The sequence below is a fragment of the Paenibacillus tuaregi genome (assembly GCF_900086655.1).
Taxonomy (GTDB): domain Bacteria; phylum Bacillota; class Bacilli; order Paenibacillales; family Paenibacillaceae; genus Fontibacillus; species Fontibacillus tuaregi.
In genome coordinates this window covers 1,065,821-1,084,804 of record NZ_LT575476.1, presented here as the reverse complement: position 1 = coordinate 1,084,804, position 18,984 = coordinate 1,065,821, and the positions used below count along the sequence as shown (strand labels likewise).

Sequence of the window (18,984 nt, the reverse complement as noted above, 5' to 3'; positions counted from 1 at the left end):
TACACTGAAATGTTATAGGTCTATAAGGGGGAGTAATATGGAGGAATGGCTTACCGCCTATAGGGAAGATATGCAGGTTGTTTTCAATGAAGCAGAGGATATCGTATCGCATTTTCCTGTTCCGTTCAGGTCAGCAGGGTTGGATTTTCTGGACAAGTTCCATGTACTTAAAGAGGGACGAAGTAAGAACTACATAAGCTACCTGCTTCCACTCTGGCTTCGGGAGTGCTCGAAGCTCAGCATCATTGATAGCCGAAGATTTGCTTTAGCCAATATTTTCGGACTGCTATACTATCAGCTTATCGATGATGTCATGGACAACCCCAAATCCTCACCAGTCGAATCGCTTCCACTTGCGAGTCTTTTTCAACTAGAGTTTACTTCCATCTATTATTCTTATTTTCCGGAGGCTTCCCCGTTCTGGGATTATTACCGCAGCTATCTCCAGCAATGGGCCGCTGCGGTATCTCGCGAGCAGGAAGAAAACTACCTGCAGGATAATCCGCTGGGCATGGCCCATAAGGCTGCCCCGGTCAAGCTGTCTGTCGCTAGTGCTATGCTCCTGTCCAATCAACCTGGCCTTATTGCGGCATTGGACAAGGCGGTGGATTATACGTTAATCACGCTGCAGATGCTTGATGACATTAAGGACTGGAAGCAGGACTTGGAGAACAATAACTATAATAGTCTGATTGCTTTTGTAAGAGCTGAACTTGAAGTCCCAAACGGTCAGTCCCTATCTGAGGAGGAAATGGACCAAGCGATATTTATCGGAGACTGTCTCCTACGATACGGGGAGTTCGCAAACCTCAATCACATCCATGTTCAATCCATCTCCGAGCACTCCCCTCACTTAAGAGATTTCAGTATTCATATGGTAAATGAACTGCAAAGTATAGCGATGGAGATCAAAAACAATCGAAATTTACTAATCAAGGGGGGATTAAACTACTGGTTAACGAAAAATGTATAAGATTCCTAGATTACCCAGAACCTTTATGCTATATTTAGTTTGGATCAAAATACCTATTTTGAAAGGATGGTTACAATGTCTAATGATGCTATTCTTACTAATCAATTGATTCACAGAGCTTGGCAGGACCCCAGTTTTAAGGAAGAGCTGCTAGCCAATCCCAAGAAAGCTATCCAGGAAGCATTAGGTGTAATCCTCCCAGAGCATATTCGCATAACTACTCTTGAAGAGAAATCAGACGAATTCTATCTAGTGTTGCCCCCAAGCCCCAAAGAGGTTGATAGTAAAGTTCGCGCAAGAGGTATCTGGGGACCTGATCCAATATAATCCTTGAACAATGATTGTTAACAGTTATCCGGTTTCCAACTTTATTCCTTAACGCTTGGAAGCCGGATAACAGCTTCTGTTCCAACCCCTTTTTCACTTTTAAACGTTAATACTCCGCTCATAACCTCAATTATGCTATAGGTAACCATTAACCCAAGGCCTGTTCCCTTACTCTTATTCGAGAAATACGGCTCACCGAGACGTGCAAGTTCTGACGGAGTCATTCCCTCTCCATCATCCTTTACGTGGATATAAACATAATTCCCCTTCTCATAAGCCCAAATGTGTATCTCTCCATGTCCGTGCAGCGCTTCAATGCTGTTTTTTATTATATTAATGAAGGCCTGTTTGAATTTAGAGGAATTCCCTCTAACCTGAAGCAAAGGCGGAATGTTCATGGATATACGCCCGCCTTGCAGATTAGCCATAGGCACAAGAATTCCCTCGATATGTATAAACTCATTCAATACATTGAGGACTGTCGCTTTTCCCGCCTCCGGCTTGGCAAAGGTCAGGAAATCCGTAATAATTCCAGATGCCCGGTCAAGCTCCTCAAGTGCCATACTTAGATAGACCTTGTCCTGGCTTTGATGCTTCTCGGCCATGAGTTGGATAAATCCCCGCGTTACCTGCAGCGGATTTCGCACTTCGTGGGCCACCGAAGCAGCCAGCTCACTGATAATTTCCATTTTCTCGGATTGTTGAAGTTCATTATTGAACAATTCTAGTCGTCCTGAATATTCCACAAGCTGCTCATGATTCTTGACGAACTTTCTACCCAAAATAACGATTAGAGAAATAACAAAGCAAATTAAACCAAATTTCCATAATACAAGTACATATTTCTGATTTTCAGCAAAATAAATTATCAATTCGATAAGACTTGTAAATGCTAGCAAAATAAATCCAGTTGAGAAAACGATAGCCTCCATCTTCCCTTTGAGAGCCTCAACCAATGCAGTAGTTACCATAATAACAGACTGGACAATCATAATATAACCAGTAACTGTGGTGGTTAAAGTACGATATAAATTATCGTATTCATAGTTGTTAGCTACATTGAAGATGATCATGCAGAAACATATGAGTCCATAAACGGCATAAATTCTTCTTGTAATTGGGATGATGGAATAGTATCCTTTTCCAATCGTTTTCTCAAAAAACACGCTTATCGAGAATAGCAAAGCAAATAATGCACCATCAAAGATCCACTGAGTTCCTCTAATATTCACTTCATAAAAAGTGTACAAGAATGTTGAATAAGTAATGACCAATAAACCGCTTGATAAGATCACTACAGACAAAGCTATCCAACTCGTTAAAAACTCATAATTCAAAAAAAGCAAACAAATCAGCATTACTAACGCAATAAGTAAAAGTGTTCCACCAAGAATAAAATCCAAGATGTCCCTTTTCACATAATACTTCTCTAATTGTTCATAATCCCCTACCTTAATCGCATCTTTCATAAGCCCAGACCGGGAATTCTGTGGTGTTAACCCAATATAAATAGTCTTATTCTGATCCTTTACTTGAAAAGGGGCTATGATTTTCTTGGTCGGATAATCTTTCTTGGTCGATGATTGATAAATTTTAGTGTTCCCGATATAAATAACAATACTTCGGGCATAGACCTTGTCCAGGAGAACAGCTTGTGTACCCTCACCCAACGGGGGGAGCTGGAACCTAATCCATGCCTGAGCCGTGTTATCAGGCTCCCCCGGCATAGGATTGTCGATATCTGCCGGGTGCCAGCCGTTAATTGTCTTAATCTCCTCATTTTGTGCAGGCATGTTCAGGTCCTTCACCCATCCAACGTTCCATTTGGTCACGTTATAGGCATCCAGCTTGTTGTTATTAAGCAGGCCTGTGGAATACAGAGCAAAGCCAAGGCCAAGTAAAACCATTACAATGATAATTCCTTTGAGAACACCCTTCATTTTTGCACCTCTACGATTTAATGAAAGAACCGCATTCCTATTACTTCAACAACCTCAAGCCTGCAGAAGTTTGCTGACCATAAGAAAAGCACCTTCAACGGTGCTTATCTTAGCTGCTCATATCGTAGATGTTTGCTTGCCGGCTATCTTAACACTATCAAATATTTCCATTTTGGTAAATAGATTAGCATAATTTAATAGGTAAAAAGTTCTAATTCAAGTGCAAACATAGTAAAGGAGACCTCAAAATGAGATCTCCTAATCTTCATCTTCAGTTAACCGGCGGCAAGATTCACGGATCACTAGCTCGGTGGGTAGAATGACGTCTTGTGCGCCACCCTTCGCATCTGCGTTCACTATGGAACTGATAAGCATCTCGGCAGCGGTTTTTCCCAACAGATATGTATCCTGCCTGATCGTCGTCAGAGCCGGTGTAAGGTACTTCGCCATTTCAATATCATCAAACCCTATGAGCGAGAAGTCCTCTGGAACACTAAGCCCCTTCTCCTTAATTGCCTGCATGGCGCCAACGGCAAGATTATCCCCTGCTGCAAATATGCCAGTTGGCCAATCCTTAAGCTCAAACAGCTTGCGCATGGCATAATAGCCGCTGTCCACCGTGTAATCCCCCTCAATTCCCTCTACAATATAAGCGGGATCTAAGGTAAGGCCCAATTTAGCCAGCGCCTGCTTGTAGCCTAAATTACGTCTGGCTCCAGCGAAGGTGCTCATGCCTCCCGAGATATGGGCGATCCTCCGGTGTCCGAGCGAGTAAAGATATTCTACAGCTGTTATACTGCCCTCGGTATTATCCGAACTGACCGTACTGGCCCGGTCTGTATCATAGTCCAGCATGATCATGGGAAAGCTGCTGTCCATTAATTCATGGAAGTAGGGATCAGAATGATCCGGCAAAATAACAACGACCCCGTCAACTCCCCTGATCTTGCAGTGCTCCAAATAACCGCTTGGTCTCCCGCCAATGTCTTTGGATATGAATATAAGATCATACCCTAGAGAGGTCGCAACCTTCTTAAATCCTTCAATAACACCGGCAAAGTAGGGGTGGCGGATACCCGTGCCCGTCGGTTCGACAAACAGCATGCCTATCGTCCAGGAGCGCTTCATGGTTAAGCTCCGTGCATTGGCATTAGGCACGTATCCAAGCTCGGCAGCGGTATCCAGAATGATCCGGCGTGTCTTCTGGCTTACGTCGGTATAGCCATTGAACACCTTCGATACCGTAGTCGGTGAATATCCTGTAACACGGGCAATGTCATAAATGGTGATCAAGAAGTTCAGCTCCCAAATTGATTATATTTCCAGCAATCCTGTGCACATTGTAGACAAGCCCCCGCTAGAAGTCAACAACAAACAAAAAACAAGCCGCGAGTGCGGCGGAAAGGACTTAGAGCCTCGAGTTCTTGTCGCCTGGATGCAGTCGATTCGAGAAGAAGTAACCGTATCAGCCATCGTTGAACAGGCCGTTCGAGACTACACTACCTACTATCTCGATTCGATTGAAACAAAATTATTAACTGGTCGCCGGATTCCGACAACTGGCTATTAGACTCAATAGTGTTTTTGTCCTGTCTTATAAAAGGGGTGGTCCCCAAAAAAGGAGTGTGAGTAAAATTTAAAAGAGAAAAATAGTAAATATTTGTTTCAATAATACTTATTTGGGTAAATATACCATATTCATGATAATATTTATTACTAAGGAGGAATAGATGTTGAAGAAGGCGATAGTTTTTTCATTACTATTCTGTTTGGTATTTCCAGGATTGTCGTCAGCAAATGAAGGTTCTCAATTAACAACTAGAGAGGAACAAGAACAATATGTAATTAACAAGTATGGAATATCTAAAGAATTTGCTCAGGATTTGACTGATAAGGATTTAAAGAAATTTTCTTCCCAACAACCAATCGTAAGTGAGAACAAGGAGGAATATTTTAGAATAGAGTATGAACCGACAAAGTCAAATAATAACAAAGGTCTTAAAACAGCGGACGTAGAAAGTAAGCCGATTATTACGAAACTCACAAAAGAGCAGGCTTTAGCAGAAGTCGAACAAGCAAAAAGAAATGAAGGAGCCATTAGCCCATTATCAAATTCTGATTCTGATGTAAAGGTCACTGACTGGTTGCGATTAGAAACAAATATGACCTATTACGCTAATAATGGAACAATTTCTAATTATGCTACTTGGCTTAAGGATGCCAGCAATAAAAAGTTAGATATCTTAGCATTAGGAGTAAACCAAGGGGTGGCCATAAAAAAAGGGACAGCTAGTTTTTCACATAAAGCTGAATTATGGGATGGAACATATTCCAAATGGGATACTTTTACAGACAATTCAGCTGATATAGTGTATGATGTTGGAGGAGTTGCCGCTAAATTCGATCTATTTAATTCTCCGCGCCAAACACAAAATGAGCGTGCTTATATAAGTGTTACGGTTCTTCCAAGAGAAGGTAGTACCTGGAAGGTCGGATCTGTTTATGATACTAAAGGATACTATCGTCACCAAGAAACACAGGCAACTATTAGTCCAAGTGTTAGTCTTCCTCTAGGGGGGAGTTTGGGACTTACTTATGCTGACAAATTTGCTGACGTAAATTCGTTTTGTCAATTAACCTATAAAGCTCAATAAACCAAGTGACATTTGAGCTTTGGCTTAATACGTGAGGTGGTTATCTATGGCTAAGAGCTATAAATTCGTTATTTTGGGTTTGATTATTATTGCTGCGTTTTTTTTAATTATGACTTTTCAATATCAGCAGAAGGCAAGGAATTTGCAATTAAAAATTGATGATAGCTTGAGTTCAAGTGTCAGTGAATTAGACCATAAATTATCAAAAGTAGATATCACCACCTTACCATCAAACCTAAATGTAATACTGCAAGCTGCATCACATATGAGGGCCTTAGCCCCCTTAAGTAGTTTTAATAATTCACAGGCAGGGATCTCGTCGGTAGCAAATCTGCTTGAATCGGCTCTAATTAATATTGAAAATTCAACTTATAAAATAACCGAGGACCAGTTAAACAAGTTGAAGGGTCAAATAAAAGAGCTTTCCAAAGATCCTAGCAATGTAGATTTAACTAATCAATTAATCAACACGATAGGGGCCATCCGTTAATACTAAAAAGTTCAGCTCGTGGGACTAATCTCATAACATAAAACAAACAAAAACACCTTCAAGTGAATGCAGCCATTTCGTAAGATATGGAGATAACCTTGGAGGTGTTTTTGAGTTAGTAACCAGAATAAGCTACCTCTTAGAAATCAGATGAAGCTATAGAAATGAGGCTAGCCGGATTCTAGATAAGCCCTAACTGCAGAAGTCCATAGGCAACCCCGTCATCGCCCACATCCTTGGTTGTATATCTCGCAATGCGCTTCACGGCATCCAAGGCATTGCCCATGGCGACCCCGTGTCCGACATACGCAAGCATCTCAAGATCGTTCAGATGATCTCCAAATGCAATGACTTCTTCCCGCTCAAAACCGGTATGTTCCACAAACTTCGCGATTCCCGCCGCTTTGGAGCCGCCTGTCGGCAGCACATCAGCCGCCACCTCACCCCATCTTACAAATTTGAGGGACTGGGTAAAGCCCTCCAAATAACGCGCCTCCTCTTCCTCAGTACAGAAGAGAATGCACTGATATATGTCCCTACCCAAGTAATACTTTGGGTCATAGGTTGGGATATCCATTTTGTGCGGCACATAACTTGCAATTATCCGCTCATGCTCCACCACATTCAGCTTCATATCCTCCTCATCCATATACAAGAGTGGATGATCCTGAAGGGCCGCAAACTCAGTAAGCGACTGAACAATTGATGCCTCGATCGGATTCTTGTGAATGACCTTACCCTGGTAAACCACATATTGACCGTTCATCGATACAAAGGATTCAATACCCAGCCGCTCCCGGATTTCCTTAAAAGCAAACGGGGCACGTCCGGTGGCGATAGCCACCTCATGCCCAGCCTGTTTCAGCTGGTGTACCGCCTGAATCGTAGATTCAGGCAGCTCTTTTCTATGATCCAGCAGTGTACCGTCAATATCAAAAAATATGAGTCTTCGCTCCATACCTATCCCATCCTATCTTTAATGATGTCTGTAGGGAACAGCATAAGATATGAAACGCATTTCAGGTCAAGTCCCCTCTAAAATTTCTCTTTCCAATGGTGGAGCTATATTCCTGTCTACTGCATGCCAAAACGTAAAGTCCTGCTCATAAAAACAGGAAGGACAGATCCATGATTCTCGTCTTCAAATTCGTGGAATTCGGTATAACATCCGGCCCCTTCGAGCATGCGCAACCGCTCATAGAGTGCCTCGGCATTCTCATTCATGCGGCTGGGGTGTCTTCGCTCCAGTTCCCCTACCCCAATAAAAACACGAATATCTCCAGCCCTTGAGGGAAGGCTTCCGGCGAACTTGCACTCCAGATCAGCCAGAAGGCCCTCATTCCAGTGAATGGACGGGCTTCCTGCAGCGTAGTTCCTGAACAAATTCGGCTTTGTGAATAAAGTGTACAGCACAAACAGACCTCCCAGCGAATGGCCAGCCAAGGTCTGCCGGTCACGGTTCACCGGAAACTCCTGTTCAATGACAGGTCTGAGCTCTTCCTCGATAAATCGTAGGAACCGATCAGCCCCTCCTTGCCGGGGCCAGGTTCTACCTTCGGGATGGGCTGGCAGCTCCTCCAAGGGAACCTCCATGGTAAAGTCATAATGGCGGGCCGGGGAGAAAGGCTCATCCGTGTCATATCCAATCCCCACAATAACAGCTTGACTTACGCCTGTTTTCTCCGGACGTCTGGCCTGGATGCACAAGGCTTCAACTATCGTGTAGATCACGGCATTAGCGTCAAGCACATAAATAACCGGGTATCCATCTACCGGAGGTTCCGCAAAAGGACAGGCCACATAGATGCGATAATTCCGGTCCCCTGAATCGGATTTCATGGAGAAGTATCTCACATGCGGATGCGCCGCCTGAGTTTGTATAAGATTCATCTTTTCCACTGCCCCTTCCTGTCTAAAAGTCTATATTAGTCAGGCCTGCCGCCTGTTCCGGTACATTAAATAGATAAAATAAGGGCCTCCCAGGATGGCCACAACCATTCCCGCAGGCAGCTCAACCGGGGAGAATAATGTTCTCCCGATATAATCCGAGATCATGACAAGCAATCCCCCGATCAAACCACAGGCGGGAAGCAGGCGGGAATGGCGGCGTCCAACAAGACGCGAGGCGATATGAGGGGACATCAATCCGATGAACCCTATTCCGCCCGATACGGATACACAGGCACTGACAATACCCACGCTGCATAGAAGCAGCAGGGTTCTCTGCTTATCTGCTGCGACTCCCAAGCTTCTCGTGCTTTCATCCTTAAGCCCTAACAAGTCGAGCAGCCGGGATTTGGAATAAATGACTGGTATCAGAATCAGCAGCCAGGGAAGCATCGATACGATATATTTCCAATTTGCATTGTAGATGCTTCCTGCGGTCCAGACCGCGGCCATCTCAAAATCCTTGGCATCCATCTTCAGTGTAAAATAAATGGTCAGCGCTCCAAGCCCTGATGCCACGGCAATCCCGCTAAGCAGCAGCCTCTCCGGCTCAAGACTTCCTCTCTTCCAGGCAAAAACAAAAATCAGCGCGGCCGAAAGAAGTCCCCCTATCAGCCCGAACATCGGCATAGCCATGATCGCGCCCCAGCCCGTCCCTTTAATCTCGCCCTGATAAAAGAACAGAAAGATCACCATGGCTGCTCCTGCCCCCGCGTTAATCCCAAGGATTCCGGGATCGGCCAGGCCGTTCCGGGTAATCCCCTGAAGCACAGCCCCGGCTATTCCCAGACCGGCGCCAACCAGCACGGCAATAACAATCCGCGGCAGCCTGAACTCAAAGATAACCAGATCCCGGTCTGGCTGGACATCGAGGCGGAGCAGGGTCGTTATGACTTCCTTCACCGTCATATCCATGGAGCCTTGTGTCAGGCTGAAATAAGCCCCGAACAGAAGCAGCAGAATCATCACTCCAAGGACGGCCGTATAGTAACCTCTGCTTCCCTTGGTCATATTCGTCTGCCCCCTTTGGTCCGGATCAGATACAGGAAGAAGGGAACTCCGATGATGCCTGTCACGACACCGACCGGCATCTCCAGCGGATAATTTAATAAGCGGCTGAGAATATCACACAGCGCAAGGAAGCATCCCCCCAGCACGCCGGCACAGGGAATAATCCATTTATAGTCCGTGCCGGTAAGAAACCTTGCAATATGTGGGATAATCAGCCCGACGAATCCGATTTTGCCCGCAATCGCTACCGCAATCCCCGTTAACAGTACGACACTTGCAATGGCTGCACATTTGACCCAGAATGTTCTCTGGCCCAGACTCGTGGCGATATCCTCCCCTAAGGACATAATGGTGACCGATTTGGAAATGCTTAAAGCCAGCACAATGCCTACCACAGCAAATGGCATAGCCAGCTTGATGAGAGCCGGGTCCATTTGATGAAGTCGGGCATTATACCAGAAGCTGATATTTTGAGAAATTTGAAAATAGGCTGCCGCCGCTGCGGAGGCACTGCTCAGGAACGTGCCTATGACGGTTCCAAGAATAGCAAGTCTAACCGGGGATAAACCTCCCGGCATTAGAGACGCAAGCCCAAATACAATAACCATGCTAAGCGCAGAACCTATAAGCGAATAGCCGATCAGTTCCAGGGAAGACGATCCCGGGAGAATAATCATACCCAGCGTAACTGCAAATACCGATCCGTCTGAAATCCCCATAAGAGAAGGGGACGCAAGATAATTTCTTGTCATCCCCTGCATTAAGGCACCTGATATGGCAAGAAATGCTCCTATGAGCAGTGCCCCGGCGGCTCTTGGAATTCTGGACTGCATAATAATCTGATGGTTCACCTCGGTTGGATCAAAGTGGAACACCGCTTCGCTCAAGGTGTTCAGACTGATATTCTTGGCCCCATATAGAATGGAGAGAAGCATAATCAGCACGACCATGACAGGTGCGCTCCACAGGATCAGGAGATGAACAGGAATTTTAAAACGCATTAGACCCACTCACTTTGCTTGCATTAAGGTGCTGTTCTTCAAGGCTTCCAGGAAAGCGAATTTGCTGTATGCTGTTCCGCCCTGGGTCAAAGGATCAACGAGATTCGTGTATACATGCCCGTTCTTCACAGCGTTCACGCTTTTCCAGATCGGATTGTTCTGAAGCTCCTCGAACGCTTTTGGCGTTTCCTTATTCTCATCCTCCGAGAATTGGATAAAGACATAATCCGGGTTGATCTCCGAGAACTTCTCCAGAGAAATCAGCTGCTGGGCCTTGGCCGCAGCCACCTCATCAGGTACGGAGGCTCCTAATTCTTCATATATAGAAGGGTTAAAAAAGACGTTCTGCGGATAAATGCAGATGCTTCCTTTGCGGATGCGGATCGCCAGCACCTTTTTATCCTTGAACACCGGATTCAGGGTTTTCCTAACCTCAGCCAAGTCGGACTTATACTTCTCAAGCAGCTGCTTGGCCTGCGCCTGCTTTCCTGTAAGTTCCGCAAGGAGGTTCAGGTTCTTCTCCCAGTCCGATGAAATATGAGATACCGGGATCGTAGTACTGATTTTGGCGAATTTCTCCAAGGTTTCCGCAGGAAACTTGGTGCTGGCTAAAATCACATCCGGCTTCAGCTTCAAGATTCCTTCCAGATCAGGCTGTGTCTTCTCCCCAATTCCCACAGTCCCTTCAGTGATCTTGGTGAACAACGATGGGAATTTACCGCCCACGGTAATCGCCCCTGTCGGAGTGACATCCAACACAAGCGCATCCTCCATGGATTCGATCGATCCGGTAATTACAATCCGCTGCGCCTTGGCCGGAACAGTGTAAGTTTTGTCCAGGTAGGTAATGGTTCTCATCTCACCTGACTCAGCTGAGCCTGAGCTCTTGGACTCCCCTGCGGATGTGGTGACAGCTGTACTATTGGCCTTGGTTCCACCTGCAGAGTCCTTGACCTCCCCCTTCGATCCGCAAGCGGATAGTACTCCCACCATCAAAATAACGGCCAATGCGGCCCACCCTCTGTTCTTCACTTTCTTTGTTCCCCTCTCCTGGTCTTCTACTTATTCAATCACTTAGATTGATAATGATTCTCATTATTGATTATATAGGAGAGCTATTTCCAAAGAACATGGACGATCTCCAGAATCAATCTGGACGATCTCCGGATATATGATAAAGCAGATCATCCAGCATACGCTTGCAGGCATAAGCTGAATACTCCCGCCAAGGGTCCGAGTGGATCATATGAGCCTGATTCTTGCGAACGGCCTTAAGATCCCTCCACTGAGTTGAGGCTTTAAGCATCTCCCAATAAGCTAAAGTCTCGGATTCCTGCCGTACATTAAGCAGAATCCAGTCGGGATCAGACTCCATAAGCTCGCTCACTAGTATAGTATCCTGGCGATGCTCCAGACTCCTGGTGGGAACTGTCACATTCAACTGGAGATCATCCCGGATGACCTCCCCAACCGCTCTGGCCGGGCAGTTGATCAGCTCATCCTTATGCAGGCTTAATACCATCAGGCGTTCATCCCCGATCCTTCTCGACAGCTGTTCCCTGGCTGATCTTGCCTTCCATTCATAAGCCCTCAGCCAAGCTTCGGCTTCCTGCTCCGCCTCAACCAGACAGGCCACCTGTCTGAATTGGGTCCGCCAATCCGACATAGAATCAATCAGAGCAAGCTCTGCAGCCTGTTCAAGCTTGGCTTGTTCTTCAGGGCGGAGAATATCCAAGGCAATGATGAGGTCGGGGGCCGAATTCATTAAAGCATCCACATTGGCCTCCCAATCCTGGTTATAACGGTACGCACTAAGATGAAGAGGAATGTCGGAGCGGTACATTTTATGGTAGTAAGCCGTCCATTTCGGATGAAGTGGTGCGGCAAAAGGCATCATATTCAGCGGCAGCAAAAAGCCGAGCACCGGTGACATGTAAGCCGCGATTCTGCGCCTTCGGTTCTTTAAATAAGCTGTCGGGCATACTCCTGTCTCCTTTTTAAACTTGCGGCTGAAATAGAACTCATCGTTGAAACCAACCTGATGCGCAATATCGGCCAGACGGGCGTTCGATTGCAGCATCAGTTTTTTCGCTGAATTGACCCGGGTCTGGGCTATGTAGTCCATCACGCTGATGCCATAAGTCTTCTTAAACAGCTCCCCATAATATTTAGGACTGAGTCCCGCCATCTGGGACAATTGATGAACCGAAAGGGCCTCCGCGTAATATTGGTCTATATACAGCTTGGTCCGCTCAAGCGTCCCAAGGCCCTCATTGTCCTGTTCCGTGCGGAAATTCTTAAGTATTCTATACAGCAGCTCCTGAAATGCGGACTGTCCCCTGAACCGCTCAAGCTCGCAAGCGCTCTGGCTGCTTAGCAGCATCAAGTCACACAGCTCAAGCAGCTGATCTCCAGAGCCGACGGGAACTTCCCCTTTCAGCGGGAAGGAGTCAAAGGCTCCCGAATCCTGGTAGATATCAAAGTGAATCACGTACATTTCCAAATTGCTGTATGCCCCAAATTCAGCGCCTAGGGTCTGGCCGGGACGGATAATATATACAGTCTGGCCTCTTAGCCCATATTCCTGGAGATCCACCATGAGCTGACCCATGCCGGTTCGAACCACGATCAGAGCATAAGAGTCTAGGAGCTGCTGCGGCAGCCCGTCACCCCTTACCAAGTCAATCCTGCGGAATTTGAACCATAGATCGTCCAAGAATACCGGCAGGCTTTCAGTCCGGATAAGAGCAGAACACAAAGCAAACAACCCTTTCTATATGAAAATGATAATCATTATCGTTAAACTATCATAATCGTTCCTTCCCGGTCAAGTTATTCAGGAGACTTGGTTACAACGTAAAAAAGACGACCGGCCATATCCCATCAAGGACATGCTCTACGGTCGCCTTATTATAATGAAGCTTTATACTTCCAACCCGGCTTTCAGCCCCGGGCGTAACCCGCCTTATCCATCAACAGCCGGCTCTCTTCATTCAAGCCGGTGATTACAGCCTGCTTGCCGGACTCGGCATATTTGGCAGTCACTTTAGTGATCGCGGTTATCGCTGAATGGTCCCACACATGGGAACCGCCTAGATCAATGATCACCTTCTCAGGGTCCTCGGCCGCCGAGAACGCCTGAATGAACTGGGAAGCCGTGCCGAAGAAGAGCGGTCCAGTCACGGTGTATCTTTTGACATGACCCGAATCCATCTTGGATGTGAACCTCAGACGGGCCGCTCTCCAGCCGAATGATAATGCACTCAGAATCACACCACATATGACGCCAATGGCCAAATTGGACGTAGCTACAACGATCAGTACCGTTACGACCATAACAACCGCATCGGTCCTTGGAATCTTATGAAGACTTCGAAGTGAGCCCCAATCAAATGTTCCGAAGGAGACCATGAACATAACGCCTGTCAGAGCTGCCATCGGAATCTCCTTTACGACATCCCCAAGCACGAGAATAAGAAACAGCAGGAACGTGCCCGCCACAAAAGTAGACAGGCGTGTGCGGCCTCCAGACTTCACATTAATGACGGTCTGACCGATCATCGCACAACCCGCCATTCCTCCGAAAAAACCGGTTAGGACATTGGCTATCCCCTGGCCGCGGATTTCACGGTTCTTATTGCTGCTGGTCTCCGTCAGCTCATCCACGAGAGTTGCGGTCAGCAAGGATTCCGTCATGCCTACAACGGCAAGGGCGAGAGAGTATGGCAGAATTACCAGCAGCATGTCGAGACTAACAGGCACCTGGGGTATATGAAAGAACGGCAGAGACTGGGTGATGTTCCCCATGTCTCCCACAGTTCTCACATCGATCCCCCCAAGGACAGTCACCAGAGTCATCACAATAATCGCCACAAGAGCGGAAGGAACCGCCTTGGTCAGCAGCGGAAACAAATAGATAATGAGCAGCGTCGCTGCCAAGATCGCATAGACCTCCCAAGAAGCTCCTTCAAAGTTGGGGAGCTGGGCCATGAAGATGATAATAGCTAATGCGTTAACAAAACCTACCATAACGGAATGCGGCACAAAAGTAATGAACCGCCCAAACCGGAGCGCACCCATGATCCACTGCAAAATCCCAGTTAAGACTGTTGCGGCGAACAGATACTCAATGCCGTATTTGGCAATTAAGGGGCCCATCAGTGAGGCCATGGCTCCGGTAGCGGCGGAGATCATTCCCGGCCTTCCTCCGAAGAACGAAATGCTTACTGCAATTATAAAAGAGGCATACAAGCCCACCATCGGGTCTACCCCTGCCATGATGGAGAAAGCAATCGCCTCTGGAATCAAGGCAAATGCGACGGTAAGCCCTGATAAAATATCTTTACGGACATTTCCTAAAAAACCCTGTCTGATCCAATCCACCAGCAAAAATCTCTCACTCTCCGATCTTTATGTCTATGTCTCCAAATTCATCTTTTCCATTATATCGTACCCGTCAAGAAGATAAGGTCAGCACTATCTAGTGCGTAATAAAGCCTTTGTTTCATTCGTCAGGCATCCGTTTATAAAATATCAAACAACCGTAAGCGCTATGGAAAGTGATCTTACGAAAAGGAGGAAAAGATCATGAACAATCAGCAGGATCGGACAGAGGTAAGCAATGTGGAAGTAGAAAGACGGGATATCCAGCATAAAACGGATTCCAGCATGGTAGCTTCCACGTTTATCAAGTACGCGGCTTATATCATTCTGTTCTTCGGCTTTCTTTACTTCCTCGTCAAATATGTATTCCCCAAATTCTAAATAACCTTTGACTGTCTATTGAATAACCCGGGAAAGAAACTTCCCCGGGCTTTTTGCCTGTATAGCCGGAGCTAATCCCGGCTTGCTCTCATCTCTATTAATAGCAGACAACAAAATCAAAGATTACTCTGAAATGACTGTTGTAGTTAGGTGTTCTTTCAATGTTCCACTAATGGGGGTTGACCAACCCTCTTTTACGAAGATATTTATATTTGTATAAACAACTTGTAAGTAGGATAAAGCTACTAAGCGACTGTTCTCCAATGGCATATTTCTGAAAACAGTTGTTACAGCTTGTGAAAATTTTACTTTTCAACATGTTGAGAAGCGTTTGATCATTGCAATTAGATTTGGGATGGAATCGAGTTCTGTTTTTCCGTCATATTACGTTTCCGTATTCCAATCATCGCAATAAACATATGCATAAATTCTGCTGCCATATAACTCGTAATAGATCCAGTATCATATTGAGGACAAACTTCAGCAATATCATAGCCGACTATGTTAAGATCTTTAATTCCTTTCATAATACGAATAATTTCGCGCGAGTTAAACCCACCTAATTCATAAACTGCACCTCCTGGAGCGCATGAAGGATCCATACAGTCAATGTCAAAAGTAAGATATGCTGGTCCTTCGCCGATTCGGTCACGAATACGCTGGATAGTTTCTTCAATTCCAATTTCCTCAAAGTCCTGCATAGTAAGAACTTCGACTCCTAAATCCTCTGAAATTTTCCCCCCTGCGTCTTCGTTAAATAAGGTACCTTTAATACCAACGCTGATGATTCTATTTGGGTCCAACACACCTTCTTCTATACCGCGTCGTAACGTAGTTCCGTTGTTGTATCTTGAGCCGAAGCCTCCTTCATAAGAGTCAACATGTGAGTCAAAATGAATTAATCCTACAGCTCCATAGTGTTTCCCCACGGCTCGGATTGGGCCTAATGATATTGAGTGATCGCCGCCCATGGAAACCGGAATGATACCATGTTCTACAAGTTTAGTAATTTTTTCTGCTGCTCGATGTTGATTTTCTTCAGTGTTGGATGGTACACAGTTTACATCCCCATTATCAAAACCTCTGAGTTCTTCATCAATATTAGTTCCAATTGCCATATTTATTGATCTTAACATCGCAGAGATCTCCCGAATGGAATTTGGCGCAAAACGTTGACCTACACGAAAAAATGCACCAGAATCATCCGGGATGCCTACAACAGCAAAATCAGCTGGTTCTCCTTCCAATTCTTCAATTTCTTCAACTAAAGGTAATTTCATAAAAGTATTTACACCGACTGTTCTGTTTCTCAAAAGTTTATTCGTTGCTTTAAGTTTTTGACTCAATTGATTGACCCTCCTAAAACTTTTATTTTTTAGCTAAGTCGATAAATATGAGAAATGTTTTTCATTTATCCATATTGTATTAGTTTAATGAACCAGGAGGTATGGCCTTCTTGCATAATAAAAATATGCATCCTGTTGAACCTACAATAAACTAAAACATATAATTTGTTCTTCAACACAATTACAATCACTTGTTGATATAGGAACCCATGACAGTACTTTGATCTTTCAGCAGAATGCACATGTATTATGTTAGCTATGATAATTGTCCGTGATTTAGCTAAATCATATAATGCTAATCATTATGATTAGAGGAGAGGTATACATTATGAAGGTTAATATTACGAGGTATATTGAATCTTTTGATAAATTATTGGCTTGTGGTGGATATCAGGAAAATCGGGGCCTGACTAGATTGGCTTTAACAGATGAGGATAAAGCAGCAAGAGATATGTTGGTTGCTTGGATGGAAGACGCTAACTTAACAGTGAAAATTGATGATATGGGAAATATTTACGGTATCCGAGAAGGTAAAGATAACCAACTGCCACCTATTGTCATTGGTTCTCATCTCGATACTGTTCAAAATGGCGGGAAATTTGATGGAATCATCGGCGTGTTAGCTGGACTTGAAATAATAAGAAGCCTAAATGACATGGATATTTCGACTTTGTGCCCAATTGTCATGTGTTCCTGGACTAACGAAGAGGGTACTCGTTTTTTGCCAGGCATGATGGGTTCTGGGGTTATTGTTGGAACTTTTAATAAAGAGGAGTGTTACTCTCAAAAAGCAGTTGGTTCAAACATTACATTTGAAGGAGAATTAAAAAGAATTGGTTACTGCGGAGAAGAAGAAAATCGTATAAACAATATGAAAGCCTACTTGGAGTTACATATTGAACAGGGACCAATACTAGAAGAAGAAGGACTATCTCTAGGTATTGTACAGGGTGTAAAATCGATGGCATGGAATGAAATTGTAATTAAAGGGGAAGCAAATCATGCAGGTCCTCTACCCATGTCCATGCGTAAGGATGCATTATTGGCGGCTGCACAAATTGTAACTAAGGTGAAAGAAATGATTGAATCATATAACGGCAATACAACAGTTACATTTGGGAAATTTGAGGTGGAACCGAATATACCAAGTATTATTCCGGAGAAAGTTACTTTTACACAGGATATACGAAGTGAAGATTCCAAAATTGTAGAACATGGCTTAGAGATGGTCTATGAAATTGTAAAGAACACATGTGCAAAGTATAAAGTGGATTATGAAATTAAACGAATTGGTCATATGGAAGCTGTAATTTTTGATGATAAGATTAAACACATTATAGAGGAATCTGTAATTGAACGCGGCGATAAATTTAATTATTTATTTAGCGGAGCAGGCCACGATGCCTTTCAAATCTCAAACCTCTACCCAGTCGGCATGATATTTATAAAGACTGTTGGTGGTAAGAGCCATTGCCCAGAAGAAGATGCTCATTTTGCTGATATTGAAAAAGGCTTGAACGTTCTCCTAGATACCGTACTGAAGCTATCTAAGGAGGAGTGATATGATCATTGCTTTAGCTTTGATTAAGATATTTGTTATGATTATTCCAGGTTATGTTGCACGCAAATTCAATACTTTTAAAAAATCAACATCCATTGAGCTTGCAACGGTAGCAACAACGGTTACTTATCCGTGTATGATTTTAAGTTCTATGCAGTTAGAATACTCCTGTCAAGTCGTAAAAAATGCTTTAATCATAGTATTGATATTTACGATATTGATATTGGTGTTACTACTTTTAGCAAAGCTATTAGTTAAAATAAAAAATATCAACGTAAATCAATCGAATCTTTTTATTTTCATGTCAGTATTCGGTAATACAGGTATGATAGGCGTTGTTGTATTAAATTCTTTATTTGGTCAAGAGGCTGCTTTCTATGGAATATTATGTGACGCGGTGTACGATATCTTTATGTTTTCTGTTGGAATGCAGATGGTAAAAATGGGTGGAAGTAATATAAAAGATAAGTTTCGAAAAAAAACTTTCTTGCGAAGTCTGATGAATCCGTGCTTTGTTAGTGTAATTCTGGGCTTATTGTTATTCTCAGCGCAAATTTCACTGCCAAATGTTTTTAAAGAATCAATTGAAATTATAGGATCTGCTACACCTGCAATGGCTATGTTAATATTAGGAATACAATTGGCCACGATTCCAATCAAAGACTTTTTTAGTAACTCAATTATATTTTGGACGTGTTTTCTCAAATTACTTGTAACGCCTTTTCTGGCATTATTAATAGTACATCAAGTAACATGGATGCCTGATTTATTAAAATTGGTCATTGTTATTCAAGCTGGTATGCCCGTAGCGTTATCTTCTGTTGTATTTGCTCAAAAATTTGATAGAGATATCGATTTTGCTACAAAAGGGACATTACTTTCCACATTACTAAGTATTGTGACTATCCCAATAACAGCAATTTGTGCTCAATATGTACTTTTTCCATAGAAGTGTAGTAACAATCTGAGT

Annotated in this window: 18 protein-coding genes; 8 read left to right on the top strand and 10 right to left on the bottom strand. The window is 44.2% G+C overall.

Features of this window, described 5'->3' with window-relative positions:
- Positions 1-37 precede the first annotated feature (37 nt).
- Both BN6628_RS04930 and BN6628_RS04925 read left to right on the top strand, forming a co-directional pair.
- Positions 38-973, top strand: coding sequence for a hypothetical protein (locus tag BN6628_RS04930; RefSeq protein WP_068615098.1), 936 nt, complete (start codon positions 38-40; stop codon positions 971-973).
- 75 nt (positions 974-1,048) lie between these two features.
- Complete coding sequence (locus BN6628_RS04925; protein ID WP_068615092.1) at positions 1,049-1,300, top strand: NHLP leader peptide family RiPP precursor; 252 nt, start codon at positions 1,049-1,051, stop codon at positions 1,298-1,300.
- Between the two features lie 41 nt (positions 1,301-1,341).
- On the opposite strand, the gene BN6628_RS04920 is transcribed toward BN6628_RS04925, so the two are convergent.
- Together BN6628_RS04920 and BN6628_RS04915 are read right to left on the bottom strand one after the other, a co-directional pair.
- On the bottom strand, positions 1,342-3,240 hold the full coding sequence (locus BN6628_RS04920; RefSeq protein WP_068615089.1) for a sensor histidine kinase: 1,899 nt from the start codon (positions 3,238-3,240) through the stop codon (positions 1,342-1,344).
- A 258-nt stretch (positions 3,241-3,498) separates the two neighbouring features.
- The gene (locus tag BN6628_RS04915) at positions 3,499-4,533 is read right to left on the bottom strand and encodes a LacI family DNA-binding transcriptional regulator (protein WP_068615086.1); all 1,035 of its coding nucleotides are present in this window, start codon (positions 4,531-4,533) and stop codon (positions 3,499-3,501) included.
- Here BN6628_RS04915 and BN6628_RS26040 point away from each other — a divergent pair.
- The 3 genes from BN6628_RS26040 (at position 4,523) to BN6628_RS04905 (ending at position 6,384) form a co-directional block, all read left to right on the top strand.
- A complete protein-coding gene (locus BN6628_RS26040) occupies positions 4,523-4,810 on the top strand; it encodes a hypothetical protein (protein WP_148449258.1) in 288 nt (95 codons plus the stop codon). The genes BN6628_RS04915 and BN6628_RS26040 overlap by 11 nt on opposite strands.
- A 160-nt stretch (positions 4,811-4,970) precedes the next feature.
- The gene (locus BN6628_RS04910; RefSeq protein WP_068615083.1) at positions 4,971-5,894 is read left to right on the top strand and encodes a hypothetical protein; all 924 of its coding nucleotides are present in this window, start codon (positions 4,971-4,973) and stop codon (positions 5,892-5,894) included.
- A gap of 46 nt (positions 5,895-5,940) precedes the next feature.
- Entirely contained in the window at positions 5,941-6,384 is a 444-nt protein-coding gene (locus tag BN6628_RS04905; protein WP_068615079.1) for a hypothetical protein, read from the top strand.
- A 181-nt stretch (positions 6,385-6,565) separates the two neighbouring features.
- Here the strand turns inward: BN6628_RS04905 and BN6628_RS04900 are convergent, their stop codons facing one another.
- The 7 genes from BN6628_RS04900 to BN6628_RS04870 all read right to left on the bottom strand — a co-directional run bounded on the left by BN6628_RS04900 (position 6,566) and on the right by BN6628_RS04870 (position 14,729).
- Entirely contained in the window at positions 6,566-7,342 is a 777-nt protein-coding gene (locus tag BN6628_RS04900) for a Cof-type HAD-IIB family hydrolase (protein ID WP_068615076.1), read from the bottom strand.
- Positions 7,343-7,458: 116 nt separating this feature from the next.
- On the bottom strand, positions 7,459-8,274 hold the full coding sequence (locus tag BN6628_RS04895; protein ID WP_068615073.1) for an alpha/beta hydrolase: 816 nt from the start codon (positions 8,272-8,274) through the stop codon (positions 7,459-7,461).
- A gap of 39 nt (positions 8,275-8,313) precedes the next feature.
- Positions 8,314-9,342 (bottom strand): FecCD family ABC transporter permease, encoded by a 1,029-nt coding sequence (locus BN6628_RS04890; RefSeq protein WP_068615070.1) that lies wholly within the window; start codon positions 9,340-9,342, stop codon positions 8,314-8,316.
- Positions 9,339-10,343: a FecCD family ABC transporter permease gene (locus BN6628_RS04885; protein WP_068615066.1), complete on the bottom strand. Its 1,005-nt coding sequence runs from the start codon at positions 10,341-10,343 to the stop codon at positions 9,339-9,341. The genes BN6628_RS04890 and BN6628_RS04885 overlap by 4 nt, the downstream gene beginning before the upstream one ends.
- 9 nt (positions 10,344-10,352) lie before the next feature.
- Complete coding sequence (locus tag BN6628_RS04880) at positions 10,353-11,336, bottom strand: ABC transporter substrate-binding protein (protein ID WP_068621991.1); 984 nt, start codon at positions 11,334-11,336, stop codon at positions 10,353-10,355.
- 154 nt (positions 11,337-11,490) lie between these two features.
- On the bottom strand, positions 11,491-13,101 hold the full coding sequence (locus BN6628_RS04875) for an AraC family transcriptional regulator (protein WP_068615063.1): 1,611 nt from the start codon (positions 13,099-13,101) through the stop codon (positions 11,491-11,493).
- A gap of 185 nt (positions 13,102-13,286) precedes the next feature.
- Positions 13,287-14,729, bottom strand: coding sequence for a SulP family inorganic anion transporter (locus BN6628_RS04870; protein ID WP_089153592.1), 1,443 nt, complete (start codon positions 14,727-14,729; stop codon positions 13,287-13,289).
- Between the two features lie 201 nt (positions 14,730-14,930).
- On the opposite strand from BN6628_RS04870, the gene BN6628_RS26390 reads away from it, so the two are divergent.
- Positions 14,931-15,107: a hypothetical protein gene (locus tag BN6628_RS26390; RefSeq protein WP_187386108.1), complete on the top strand. Its 177-nt coding sequence runs from the start codon at positions 14,931-14,933 to the stop codon at positions 15,105-15,107.
- Between the two features lie 344 nt (positions 15,108-15,451).
- Here BN6628_RS26390 and speB read toward each other — a convergent pair whose 3' ends face one another.
- Positions 15,452-16,453, bottom strand: coding sequence for an agmatinase (speB, locus tag BN6628_RS04865; RefSeq protein WP_082926800.1), 1,002 nt, complete (start codon positions 16,451-16,453; stop codon positions 15,452-15,454).
- A gap of 328 nt (positions 16,454-16,781) precedes the next feature.
- On the opposite strand from speB, the gene BN6628_RS04860 reads away from it, so the two are divergent.
- Together BN6628_RS04860 and BN6628_RS04855 are read left to right on the top strand one after the other, a co-directional pair.
- Complete coding sequence (locus tag BN6628_RS04860; protein ID WP_157692458.1) at positions 16,782-18,014, top strand: M20 family metallo-hydrolase; 1,233 nt, start codon at positions 16,782-16,784, stop codon at positions 18,012-18,014.
- Position 18,015: 1 nt separating this feature from the next.
- Positions 18,016-18,963 (top strand): AEC family transporter, encoded by a 948-nt coding sequence (locus tag BN6628_RS04855; RefSeq protein ID WP_068615057.1) that lies wholly within the window; start codon positions 18,016-18,018, stop codon positions 18,961-18,963.
- Positions 18,964-18,984: the final 21 nt, after the last annotated feature.

What these genes read in the sequence shown, in the direction of transcription:
- BN6628_RS04920 (WP_068615089.1), bottom strand. Translation starts at nt 3,240, where the DNA reads ATGAAGGGTGTTCTCAAAGGAATTATCATTGTAATGGTTTTACTTGGC.
- BN6628_RS04930 (WP_068615098.1), top strand. Translation starts at nt 38, where the DNA reads ATGGAGGAATGGCTTACCGCCTATAGGGAAGATATGCAGGTTGTTTTC.
- BN6628_RS04885 (WP_068615066.1), bottom strand. Translation starts at nt 10,343, where the DNA reads ATGCGTTTTAAAATTCCTGTTCATCTCCTGATCCTGTGGAGCGCACCT.
- BN6628_RS26040 (WP_148449258.1), top strand. Translation starts at nt 4,523, where the DNA reads ATGGTGATCAAGAAGTTCAGCTCCCAAATTGATTATATTTCCAGCAAT.
- BN6628_RS04860 (WP_157692458.1), top strand. Translation starts at nt 16,782, where the DNA reads ATGAAGGTTAATATTACGAGGTATATTGAATCTTTTGATAAATTATTG.
- BN6628_RS26390 (WP_187386108.1), top strand. Translation starts at nt 14,931, where the DNA reads ATGAACAATCAGCAGGATCGGACAGAGGTAAGCAATGTGGAAGTAGAA.
- BN6628_RS04890 (WP_068615070.1), bottom strand. Translation starts at nt 9,342, where the DNA reads ATGACCAAGGGAAGCAGAGGTTACTATACGGCCGTCCTTGGAGTGATG.
- BN6628_RS04895 (WP_068615073.1), bottom strand. Translation starts at nt 8,274, where the DNA reads ATGAATCTTATACAAACTCAGGCGGCGCATCCGCATGTGAGATACTTC.
- BN6628_RS04925 (WP_068615092.1), top strand. Translation starts at nt 1,049, where the DNA reads ATGTCTAATGATGCTATTCTTACTAATCAATTGATTCACAGAGCTTGG.
- BN6628_RS04880 (WP_068621991.1), bottom strand. Translation starts at nt 11,336, where the DNA reads ATGGTGGGAGTACTATCCGCTTGCGGATCGAAGGGGGAGGTCAAGGAC.
- BN6628_RS04855 (WP_068615057.1), top strand. Translation starts at nt 18,016, where the DNA reads ATGATCATTGCTTTAGCTTTGATTAAGATATTTGTTATGATTATTCCA.
- BN6628_RS04900 (WP_068615076.1), bottom strand. Translation starts at nt 7,342, where the DNA reads ATGGAGCGAAGACTCATATTTTTTGATATTGACGGTACACTGCTGGAT.
- BN6628_RS04910 (WP_068615083.1), top strand. Translation starts at nt 4,971, where the DNA reads ATGTTGAAGAAGGCGATAGTTTTTTCATTACTATTCTGTTTGGTATTT.
- BN6628_RS04905 (WP_068615079.1), top strand. Translation starts at nt 5,941, where the DNA reads ATGGCTAAGAGCTATAAATTCGTTATTTTGGGTTTGATTATTATTGCT.